This is a genomic window from Kitasatospora sp. NPDC101447, assembly GCF_044767225.1.
Taxonomy (GTDB): Bacteria; Actinomycetota; Actinomycetes; order Streptomycetales; family Streptomycetaceae; genus Kitasatospora.
In genome coordinates this window covers 103,193-114,348 of record NZ_JBIWNL010000011.1, presented here as the reverse complement: position 1 = coordinate 114,348, position 11,156 = coordinate 103,193, and the positions used below count along the sequence as shown (strand labels likewise).

At 75.3% G+C, this 11,156-nt stretch carries 8 protein-coding genes; 6 read left to right on the top strand and 2 right to left on the bottom strand.

Going from position 1 to position 11,156, the window contains the following annotated elements:
- Positions 1–49: 49 nt before the first annotated feature.
- Together ACIRST_RS18000 and ACIRST_RS17995 are read right to left on the bottom strand one after the other, a co-directional pair.
- Positions 50–727: a sigma-70 family RNA polymerase sigma factor gene (locus tag ACIRST_RS18000; RefSeq protein ID WP_402803085.1), complete on the bottom strand. Its 678-nt coding sequence runs from the start codon at positions 725–727 to the stop codon at positions 50–52.
- Between the two features lie 262 nt (positions 728–989).
- Entirely contained in the window at positions 990–4,421 is a 3,432-nt protein-coding gene (locus ACIRST_RS17995) for a right-handed parallel beta-helix repeat-containing protein (RefSeq protein ID WP_402803084.1), read from the bottom strand.
- Between the two features lie 323 nt (positions 4,422–4,744).
- On the opposite strand from ACIRST_RS17995, the gene ACIRST_RS17990 reads away from it, so the two are divergent.
- The 6 genes from ACIRST_RS17990 (at position 4,745) to ACIRST_RS17965 (ending at position 10,927) form a co-directional block, all read left to right on the top strand.
- Positions 4,745–5,581 (top strand): alpha/beta fold hydrolase, encoded by an 837-nt coding sequence (locus ACIRST_RS17990; protein ID WP_402803083.1) that lies wholly within the window; start codon positions 4,745–4,747, stop codon positions 5,579–5,581.
- A 332-nt stretch (positions 5,582–5,913) separates the two neighbouring features.
- Positions 5,914–7,785: an amidohydrolase gene (locus ACIRST_RS17985; RefSeq protein WP_402803160.1), complete on the top strand. Its 1,872-nt coding sequence runs from the start codon at positions 5,914–5,916 to the stop codon at positions 7,783–7,785.
- Between the two features lie 139 nt (positions 7,786–7,924).
- A complete protein-coding gene (locus tag ACIRST_RS17980; protein WP_350520989.1) occupies positions 7,925–8,587 on the top strand; it encodes a hydrolase in 663 nt (220 codons plus the stop codon).
- Between the two features lie 56 nt (positions 8,588–8,643).
- Positions 8,644–9,168 (top strand): DoxX family protein, encoded by a 525-nt coding sequence (locus ACIRST_RS17975; protein ID WP_350520990.1) that lies wholly within the window; start codon positions 8,644–8,646, stop codon positions 9,166–9,168.
- Entirely contained in the window at positions 9,149–9,868 is a 720-nt protein-coding gene (locus tag ACIRST_RS17970; protein ID WP_350520991.1) for a YoaK family protein, read from the top strand. Before ACIRST_RS17975 ends, ACIRST_RS17970 begins: the two co-directional genes overlap by 20 nt.
- Before the next feature lie 99 nt (positions 9,869–9,967).
- Positions 9,968–10,927, top strand: coding sequence for a VOC family protein (locus ACIRST_RS17965; RefSeq protein WP_402803082.1), 960 nt, complete (start codon positions 9,968–9,970; stop codon positions 10,925–10,927).
- Positions 10,928–11,156: the final 229 nt, after the last annotated feature.

Sequence of the window (11,156 nt, the reverse complement as noted above, 5' to 3'; positions counted from 1 at the left end):
GGCCCGCCGAGACCGCCGGGCGCCGCCGGGAGGCCGAGGCGCCCCGGCGTCACCGGGCCGCCGAGGCGGCGCCGCTCTCCGCCGACGACGACGGGCTCCCGGCCGGGGCGTACCCGTGCTCCGCCGCCAGGACCGGGCGCAGCGCCCGGATCGCGTAGAAGTTGCGGGACTTGACCGTGCCCGGCGGCACCCCCAGCTTGGCCGAGGCCTCCAGCACCGACCGGTCCTTCAGGTGGAGCTCGACCAGCACCTCGCGGTGGTGCTTCTGCACCCGGCGCAGCGCCAGCGCGATGTCCCGCGCGGCCACGACCTGCTCGTACGGGTCCTCGGCGAGCGGGCGGTCCTCCAGCGGCTCGCCGATCACCTCCTTGGCGCGGGCGGCGGCCATCCGGTAGTGGTCGATCGCGATCCGCCGGGCCACCGTGAACAGCCAGGGCCGGCTCTGCTCCGGGCCGTTGCTCAGCGCCTCCGGGTGCTGCCAGGCCCGCAGCAGGGTCTCCTGCAGGATGTCCTCGGCCTTGCCGCGGTCCCCGCCGGTGGCCCGCAGCAGCGAGCGCAGCAGGTAGCCGCCGTGCAGCCGGTGGATCTCGGCGAGCGTGTCCGGGTCGAGGGTCGGACGGTCCTGGCGGTCCTGGCGGGCGCGGCGGTCCCGGCCGTCCTGGCGCGCCTGGTCTGTGGCAGCCGCCGCCGCGTCCGACGGGCCCGCGGCGGGCTCGGTGACGGGCATGGGCTGAGCAACGAACGGCTTCGACACGCGCTACCTCTCAGGTCGGGCAGGGGGGCGCGGTACGGGCAGGGCACCGCTGGGCGCCGACCGGACGGGCCCGGCGGCGACTGCAACAGCACACTGCCGGACCCCGCCAAGTCCTCGCCAACGATCCGCCAACGCCCCGCCCACGGCACCCGCGCCGCCCGCCGGTGCCGCGTGGGGCGGTGGCACGGGGGGCACGGAGCGAGGGGCAGGGTGCTGCCCTCGGAGGGCGCGTCCGTCAGGCGAGGCCGCCGATCCGATCGGTCGGGATGTCCGTCGGCAGCAGGAGGCCGAGTTCGTCCAGGTCCACCACGTCCACGCGGGACAGCCGGCCGGCCTGCCGGGTGATCATCGCCTCCAGCACCTGCCGGGCGAACCGGCCGTTGCCGAAGGAGCGGTCGCGCCGGGCGCCCCGGAACAGCGTGCCGAGCGCCGTGAGGGTCTCCGGGGTGCAGTCGTAGCCGGCCGCCTCGGCCTGCCGCCGGACGATGGTGACGAGTTCGTCGTCCGCGTAGTGGTCGAAGGTGATCTCGCGGGAGAAGCGGGAGGCGAGGCCGGGGTTGGAGGCGAGGAAGCCCTGCATCTCCTCCCGGTAGCCGGCCGCGATCACCACGACCTCGTCGCGGTGGTCCTCCATCAGTTTCATCAGGGTGTCGACGGCCTCCTGGCCGAAGTCGCCGGCGGCGCCGTGGCGGGGGGTCAGCGTGTAGGCCTCGTCGATGAACAGCACGCCGCCGCGGGCGCGTTCGAAGGCGTCCCGGGTGAGCTGCGCGGTGTGGCCGATGTAGCGCCCGACGAGGTCGGCGCGGGCGACCTCCACGAGCCGGCCGCCGGGCAGGACGCCGAGTTCGGCCAGGAGTTCGCCGTACAGCCGGGCGACGGTGGTCTTGCCGGTGCCTGGCGGGCCGGCGAAGACCAGGTGGTGGCCGATGGCGGCGGCGGGCAGCCCGGCGTCGGTGCGACGGCGGACCTGCCGGGTGAGGTTGAGCAGGTCTTCGACCTGTTCCTTGGCGGCGGCGAGGCCGACCATGGCGCGCAGCCGGTCGAGCAGACCGGGCTCCCCGGGCCCGGCCGCCCGGGCCCCGGCCGCGGCGGCCGGCCCGCCGACGTCGGCGGGCAGCAGCCGGGTGAGTGCGGCGTTGTCGAAGTGCTCCAGCCCGGCGAGGCGGGAAGCCTGCCGGTCGACCATCCCCTCGAACACCCTGCGGGCCGCCCGGCCGTTGCCGGAGGCGGCACCCCTGGGCAACCGCTCGAAGTGCACGGCGATCGCCGCACGGGTGCCCTCGGCGAGTTCGTAGCCGTGGCCGGCGGCGGCGTGCTCGACGATCGTGGTGAGCTCGTCGACGCTGTAGTCGCGGAACTCGACGGTGCGGCTGAACCGGGAGGCCAGGCCGGGGTTGGCGGCGAGAAACCCGCGGATCTCGGCCTCGTGCCCGGCGACGATCACCACCAGGTCCTCGCGGTGGTCCTCCATCAGTTTGACCAGGGTGTCGATGGCCTCGCGGCCGAAGTCGGGGCCGGTGCCGACGCCGCCGGAGCCGGTGCCGCCGGAGAGGGTGTGCGCCTCGTCGACGAACAGCACGCCGCCGAGGGCCGCCCTGACCGCCTCGGTGGTCTTCAGGGCGGTCCCGCCGATGACCGGGGCGACCAGATCGGCGCGGGCGACCTCGACCAGGTGGCCGCTGCGCAGCACGCCCAGTTCGGCGAGGAGTTCGCCGTACAGCCGGGCGACGGTGGTCTTGCCGGTGCCGGGCGGCCCGGCGAAGACCAGGTGCCGGCTCATCGGGAGGGCCGGCAGGCCGGCCTGTTCGCGGCGCCGGGTCAGCTTGTTGAGGTTGACCAGGGTGGCGACCTGCTCCTTGACGCCCTCCAGGCCGACCAGGGTCTGCAGGACGGCCTGCGGCCCCCGCGAACCCTGCAACCCCTGCTGCAGCCCCTGCGGCCCCTGCGAACCCTGCGCCCCCGGTGCCCCCCGCGGCCCCGGGTCAGCGGCGGCATCGGGAACAGCAGCTGCCCCGGGAACCGCGGTGGCCCCGGGCGCACCACCGACCCCGGCGACCACCACCGGGCCGACGGCGTCGGGCGACCCGTTGTCCCGGCTGTCGAGGTCCTCGACCGCGAGCCGGTCGGTCGGCCCGGTCTGCCGCAGGCCCGCGCCCCGGTTCCCGGCGGCCAGACAGCCGGTGAGCCGGACGGGCTCCGCCGAGTCGCAGCGCAGCCCGTCCACGGTGTTGCCGGTGAGCCGGCAGGCCGTCAGCGCGGCGCGGGCGCCCGCCGCCAGGTGCAGCCCGTGGCGGCGATTGGCCCGCAGCACGGTGCGGGTGGCGGTCAGTTCGCCGCCGCGTTCGACGCTCGCGCCGTCGAGGGCGTTGTCGGCGCTCTCGACGTCGCTCAGGGTGGCGGCGCCCTCGGCGCCGACCGAGATGCCGCAGGCCCCGCTGCCGTGCACCCGGCTGCCGGCGAGGTGGGTGTCGGCGCCGTCGGCGATGCGGACGCCGTGTCTGCCGGAGTCGAGCACGATGGCGTCCTCGATCCGGCCGCGCCCGTCGCGCAGCACCTCGATCCCGTGGCCGCCCGCGGCGGTGACGGCGGTGCGGCGCAGCAGCGGGTCGGCGCCGTCGCGCACCACGATGCCGGTGCCCGCCGGGTCCCGGACCTCCAGCCGGTCGAACTCGGCGGCGCTGTCCCCGGTGAGTTCGACGCCGTCGGCCTCGGCGTTGCGCACCACCGTCCGGACCAGGACGGGACGGGCCGACTCGCCGACGTGGATGCCGGCCCCGGCGGGGGAGCTCACCTCGCAGTCCTCCAGGGTGCCCCGGGAGCGGCCCGCGATGTGCAGGCCGTGGCCCTGGGGGCGTACGGCGCGGCAGCGGCGCAGCAGCGGGTCGGTCCCGTCGGCGAGCACGTAGCCGTGGCCGCGGACGGCGGTGACGGTGCAGTCCTCCAGCACGACCCGGGCGGTGGACCCGACGTACACGCCCAGGGCGCTGTCGCGGATCTCGGTGCGCAGCAGGCGGGTGGTGCTCCGCTCCTCCAGGGCCACGGCGGGCCGGTCGGTGGCGGAGATCTCGCAGTCCTCGACGGTGCCGCGGGCCTCGCCGTTGGCGCACACGCCGTTGCCCCGGGCGTCGCGCAGCACGCAGCGCCGTACGGTCGGGTCGGCCCGCTCGCCGATCACCAGGGCGGAGGTGCCGAGGTGTTCGATGACGCTGTCCTCGATGACGCTGCCACCGGTGGAGGTCTCGACCAGCCCGGCGCCGACCGGGTTGACCACCCGGCAGGCGTGCATGGCGAGTTCGCCCTGCTCGCGGGTGAGCACGGCGGCCCAGGCGTTGCCGGTCACGTCGCAGTCCTGCAGGGCGAGCCGGCCGCGCGGGACGTCCACGGCGGGCAGCTCGTCGTCCTGCCCGTGCAGCACCAGCCCGGTCAGCCGGACGTCGTCGGTGAGCACGTGGACCACCGAGCCGTGCCGCGGACCGATCCGCACGCTGCCCCGGCCGCCCTCGGCGGTGACGGTGACCGCCTTGGTGAGCACCAGGTTCTCGTCGTAGTGGCCGGGGCGTACCGAGATCACCGCGCCGCTGCGGGCGGCCTGGAGGGCTGCGCCGATCGTGCGGTGGGAGCCGGGCTCCCGCTGCTCCGCGCAGACCGTCAGCACCGGGCGCGACATGCCTGGGGTTCCCTTCGTCGTGGGGCGGGGTGGGCCCGGTCGGGGGACGCACCGGCGGCGCGTCCTCTCCGGTGCTACGGCCGCCCGGGCCGGGCCGGTTCACGGGGGTGTCCGCCCGGCGGGAGCCCGCGCGCCGGCACGCCGTCACCGGGGCGGGTTCCGCCCGGGAGCGGACGGACCGTCAGTCACTCTCGGACGAGACGCAGTGCTCTCGGCGGCAAACACCCGCGCACACCCGGTCCTAGCGTGGGTGGCCCGGCGCAGCCCGCACGCTGTGCCGGCAGACATCGGCACCAAGAGCACGCAAGAGAGAAGGCCCCCCCATGCCGTTCATCACCGTCGGCCAGGAGAACACCACGCCCGTCGACCTCTACTACGAGGACCACGGCACCGGTCAGCCGGTCGTGCTGATCCACGGGTTCCCGCTGGACGGACGCTCCTGGGAGCGGCAGAGCGCCGCGCTGCTCGACGCCGGCTACCGGGTGATCACCTACGACCGCCGCGGCTTCGGCCAGTCCTCGCACCCGACCACCGGCTACGACTACGACACCTTCGCCGCCGACCTGAACACCGTGCTGGAGACCCTGGACCTGCGGGACGCCGTGCTGGTCGGCTTCTCGATGGGCACCGGCGAGGTCGCCCGCTACGTGTCCTCGTACGGCTCGGAGCGGGTCGCCAAGGTCGCCTTCCTTGCCTCCCTGGAGCCGTTCCTGCTCAAGACCGACGACAACCCGGACGGCGCCGCCCCGCAGGAGTTCTTCGACGGCATCGTCGCCGCGGTGAAGGCCGACCGGTTCGCCTTCTACACCGGTTTCTTCAACGACTTCTACAACCTGGACGAGAACCTCGGCACCCGGATCAGCGAGGAGGCCGTCCGCAACAGCTGGAACACCGCGGCCTCCGGCGGCTCCTTCGCCGCCTCGGCCGCACCGACCACCTGGTACACCGACTTCCGCGCCGACATCCCCCGCATCGACGTGCCCGCCCTGATCCTGCACGGCACCGGCGACCGCACCCTGCCCATCGAGAACACCGCCCGCGTCTTCCACCGGGCCCTGCCCTCCGCCGAGTACGTGGAGATCGAGGGTGCGCCGCACGGCCTGCTGTGGACCCACGCCGAGGAGGTGAACGCGGCGCTGCTGGCCTTCCTCGCGAAGTGACCGACGCGTCGTGACCCGGGGGCGGCCCGTCCGCCCCGGTACCGAGCCCCGGGCCTCCCCCCGTCCCACCGGACGGGGGGAGGCCCGGGGCTCTTCCGTCGTCCCCGCGACCCCGCTCCACCTGCCCCGCCCGGTGCCCGCCCGGCCGGTTCACTGGCGGACCGGAGACGGTGCACTGTGCGCCAACTACCCATCCCACCTGCGACTTAACGTTCTTTCAGGCGATCGGAGCGGAGCCGGGCCGGTGAGTCCGGCCCCGCCCGGACGCCCCTCCGCCGCCCGAACCGGGGCGGCGGTCCGAACCCTCACAGGAGGCTGGAGCGGTGCCTGCAATGCCGGTCGGCGGGCTGGTCCCCCGCGCCGTCGAGAACGCTGCCGACGTCGTCGTCCGCAACGCGAAGATCCACACCGGGGACGCCCGCCGCCCACAGGCCGGCGCCCTCGCCATCCGCGACGGCCTGATCACGGCCGTGGGGGACGACGCGGACGTCGCCCCGCTCATCGGGCCCGCCACCACCGTGGTGGACGCCCTCGGCCGGCGGGTGGTGCCCGGCCTCAACGACTCGCACCTGCACGTGATCCGGGGCGGCCTGAACTACGTCCTGGAGCTGCGCTGGGACGGTGTGACCTCGCTGCGCGAGGGCCTGGCGATGCTGCGGGAGCAGGCCGCCCGGACCCCGAAGGGGCAGTGGGTGCGGGTCGTCGGCGGCTGGTCGGCGGAGCAGTTCGCCGAGCGGCGGCTGCCCACGCCCGCCGAACTGAACGAGGCCGCGCCGGACACCCCGGTGTTCGTGCTCCACCTCTACCAGTCGGCGGTCCTCAACCGCGCCGCGCTGCAGGCCGTCGGCTACACCCGGGACACCCCCGACCCGAAGGGCGGCCAGATCGTCCGGGGCCGCGGCGGGGAGCCCAACGGCATGCTGCTGGCCGCACCCAGCGCGCTGATCCTCTACTCCACCCTCGCCAAGGCGCCGACCCTGGCGCCCGAGGAGCGCAAGTCGTCCACCCGGCACTTCCTGCGCGAGCTGAACCGCTTCGGGCTGACCTCCGCGATCGACGCCGCCGGCGGCTTCCAGAACTTCCCGGAGAACTACGCGACGGTGACCGAGCTCGCCCGGGAGGGCCTGCTCTCCCTGCGCATCGCCTACCACCTGTTCCCGCAGACCCCGGGCCAGGAACTCGACGACCTCACCCGCTGGATCGAGTCGGTCCGCCCCGGGGACGGCGACGAGTGGCTGCGGCTGAACGGCGCCGGCGAGAACCTCACCTGGGCCGCCGCCGACTTCGAGAACTTCGCCGAGCCGCGTCCGGAACTCGGCGGCTACGAGGGCGAGTTCGAGAAGGCCGTCCGGATGCTCACGGAGCACGGCTGGGGCTTCCGGCTGCACGCGACGTACGACGAGACGATCCGGCGGGACCTCGCGGTGTTCGAGAAGCTCGCCGCCGAGGGGCTCTTCCCGGCCGGGAACCGCTGGCTCTTCGACCACGCGGAGACCGTCTCCCGGGACAGCCTCGACCGGATCGCGGCGCTCGGCGGCGCGCTGTCCGTGCAGAACCGGCTCTCCTTCCAGGGCGAGGTGTTCACCCGCCGGTACGGCTTCGGCGCCGCCGCCGAGGCGCCGCCGATCCGCGCGATGCTGGACCGCGGGCTGACCGTGGCCGCCGGCACCGACGCCACCCGGGTGTCCTCGTACAACCCGTGGGTCGCGCTGCACTGGCTGGTCTCCGGCCGCACGGTCGGCGGGCCGGCGATCCGGCCCCCGCAGAACCGGGTGGACCGGGCCACCGCGCTCGCGATGTACACCACGGCGGGCGCTGTGCTCACTGGCGAGCAGGACGTCAAGGGCGTGCTGCGGACGGGCTGTTACGGCGACCTCGCGGTGCTGTCCGACGACTTCTTCACGGTGCCCGAGCACGAGATCCCGCACATCGAGTCCCTGCTGACCGTGGTCGGCGGCCGGATCGTGCACGCCGCGGCGGAGTACGAGGGCCTGGACGAGGAGCTTCCCGCGGTCAGCCCGGCGTGGAGTCCGGTCGCCCGCTTCGGCGGCTACCGGTCCCACCGGAGCGGGGGCACCGGCGCCCGCCAGGCCGAACTGCTCGGCGAGGTCGTCGCCGAGTCCGAGCTGCACCGCCGCTGGCGCGTCGGCCGCGGCCTGGCGACGGAGCAGGCCCAGCCGTTCGACCCCTGCTTCCTGCTCTGACGCGCCCCACCGGGTGCTCCGGCGGGCCGCCCGCCGGACACCCAGGTCGGGCCACCGGACACCCACCGCACCACCCACCCGACTTCCTCCGCGGATCACCGCGCGAAGGATCCACCGAAAGAACCCGAAGGGAACCCTCATGGTCGACGTCTCCCAGGTCAGCGCCACCCCCAGCCCCGACCTGCTGACCCCCGACAACGCCGTGGTGCTGTTCGTGGACCACCAGCCGCAGATGTTCTTCGGCACCGGCAGCGGCGACCGCACCGCCATCATCAACGCCACCGTCGGCCTCGCCAAGGCCGCCAAGGCCTTCGACGTCCCGACCGTGCTGACCACCGTCGCCGCCGAGTCCTTCTCCGGCCCGCTGCTGCCGCAGCTGGCCGCGGTCTTCCCGAAGGCCGAGGTCCTCGACCGCACCTCGATGAACGCCTGGGAGGACGAGGCGGTCGTCGAGGCCGTCAAGGCCACCGGTCGCGGCAAGGTCGTCATCGCCGGCCTGTGGACCGAGGTCTGCCTGGTCCTGCCCGTGCTGTCCATGATCGACCAGGGCTACGAGGTCTACGTCGTCACCGACGCCTCCGGCGGCGTCTCCCCGCAGGCCCACGAGCACGCCGTCCAGCGGATGATGCACTCCGGCGCGGTGCCGGTCACCTGGGTCCAGGTGCTGCTGGAGCTCCAGCGCGACTGGGCGCGCCAGGAGACCTACGGCGCCGTCATGGAGATCGTCAAGGAGCACGCCGGTGCGTACGGCCTCGGGGTCGTCTACGCGCAGGCCGTCATCGGCGAGCACGCCGCCGGCTGAGCCGGCGCACACCGACTCGGCATCAGCTACAGCGACCAGGGACAGGAACAGGAACGATGGACACCGGACTGCTGATCCTCCGTGTGGTGGTGGGCCTGCTCGTCGCCGGGCACGGCGTACAGAAGGTGAGTTTCCGGCTGGGCGGCAACGGCCTCGCGGGCGGGACGGAGGAGTTCCGGCACGACGGCTTCCGCGGCGGGACGCTCACCGCGCTCGCGGCGGGCGCCGGGCAGGTCGGTTCGGGCCTGTTCCTGGCCCTCGGCGCGCTCACCCCGCTCGCGGCCATGGTCGCCATGGGCGTGATGACGGTGGCGCTGACGGTCAAGCTGCCGCACGGGCTCTGGGTGCAGAACGACGGCTACGAGTACCCGCTGGTGCTGGTGGTCGTCTCGGGGGCGCTCGCCCTCACCGGGCCGGGCCGGTGGTCCGCGGACCACGCCGTCGGCCTGACCGGCTGGCCGCTCTGGCTGTCGGTCGCGGCCCTGGTGCTCGGCCCGGCGAGCGGCCTGCTCACCCGGGCGGTCCTGCACCGCGCGCCCGCGCCGCGGGAGGAGGCGGCCGGTGCGCACCCTGCTGGCTGACGCCGGGCGGACGCTGGTCCCGCCGCGCGCGGACCGGCACGGCCCGCTGCCGCCGCTGATGCTCCTGCTGACGGTGGCCACGGGCCTGGTGGACGCGGTGAGCTACCTCGGCCTCGGCCACGTGTTCGTGGCGAACATGACCGGCAACGTGGTCTTCCTGGGGTTCGCCCTGGCGGGGGCCCCGGGGCTGTCGGCCACGGCCTCGCTGGTCTCGCTGGGGTCGTTCCTGGCCGGTGCGCTCGTCGGCGGACGGCTGGGCAGCCGGACGTCGGCCCACCGCGGGCGCCTGCTGGCCCTGGCGGCCGGCGCCCAGACGGTCCTGACGGCCGCGGCGGCCGCCACCGCCGCGGCCGGCGGGGCCGACCACGCCCTGATCGTCCTGCTGGGGCTGGGCATGGGCCTGCAGAACGCGGCGGCCCGGCGGCTCGGCGTGCCCGACCTGACCACCACCGTGCTGACCCTCACCCTGACCGGCCTGGCCGCCGACTCCACGGCGGCCGGCGGCGCGGCACCGCGCCCGGGACGCCGGATCCTCTCCGCGCTGGCGATGCTGCTCGGCGGCCTCGCGGGGGCGGCCCTGGTCCTGCACGGGCAGACCGCCACCGCCCTTGCCCTGGCCGCCCTGCTGCTCCTGGCCACGGCGGTGACCGCCCACCGGATCTCGGCCCCGGACGCCCACTGGGCGCCGCCGGTGGCCTGACCCGCACTCCTCCACCGACTCGATCGACCATCACGAACCCCGCACGCGCCCGGCCCCGCTCAGCGGGCGCCGGGCGCGCCGACGACCGGGAGGTCCCCGATGAACCGACGCTTCCTGCGACGCGTCGTCCCGCTGGTGGCGGCGATCGCCGCCCTGACCGCGGTCCCCGCCGCCTCGGTGGCCCAGACCACCCAGACCACCCAGACCACACAAGCCGCTCAGGCCGACCAGGCCGCCCCAACGTACGCCCACCGGCAGTTCGCCGTCGGCCCGCAGTACGACTCCACCCACGTCTACGTCGAACCGGGCACCGAGCAGGCGTTCGTCGCCTCCTGGGTGGCCACCTTCGGCGGGACGACGATCGGGCCCAACGCCACCCAGGTGACGCCCACGCCGAGCCGGACGCTCTCCGAGCTGGTGCTCTCCCCGGTCGGCACCCTGTCGGTGTTCGACTACACCACCCCCGTCCCGTCCCCGTTCGGCACCGAGCGCACCGGCTGGCTGGTGACCGACCTCGACCAGGCGGTCCGCGCCGCCCGGGCCGACGGCGCGGCCGTGACGGTGGCGCCGTTCGCCGACCCGATCGGGCGCGACGCCGTCGTGCAGTTCCCCGGCGGGATCAGCGCCCAGCTCTACGTGCACACCACCGCGCCGTCCTACCCCGCCCTGGCGAGCGTGCCGGAGAACCGGCTCTACCTCTCCCCCGACGCGGTCGGCGGGTTCCTGCGCAGCTACCTCGCCTTCACCCGGGGCCGGATCGTCTCCGACGACCGGCGGGCCGACGGCGCCGCGATCGGCCTGCCCGCCACGACGTACCGGCTGCTGACGCTCACCTCCGGCTTCGGCACCACCACCGTCGCCGTGACGGACGGCCACCTGCCCCACCCCTTCGGCCGGGAGCTCACCGGCTACGGCGTGCCGGACCTCGGGGCGACGCTGGAGCGGGCGAAGGCCGCCGGCGCGTCGGTGCTGTCGGGTCCGGTCACGGCGGGCGGCCGGGACAGCGCGATGGTGCGCTTCCCCGGCGGCTACGTCGCGGAGGTCCACACGGCCCGATGAGCGACGCCCGATGAGCGACGCCTGGTGAGCGACGCCCGGCGAGGCGTCACCGGCACGGCGTCACCGGCACGGCGTGAACCGTGGCGAACGACCGGCCGTCCCGGTCGACCCTCCGGGGGGGGGGGGGGGGGGCGCCCCCCCCCCCCCCGCCCGCCCGGGGCGCGCGCGCGCGCCGCGCGCCCCCCGGCGCCCCCCGCGGCCCCCCGGGCGGCCCCGCCCGGGGGGGGGC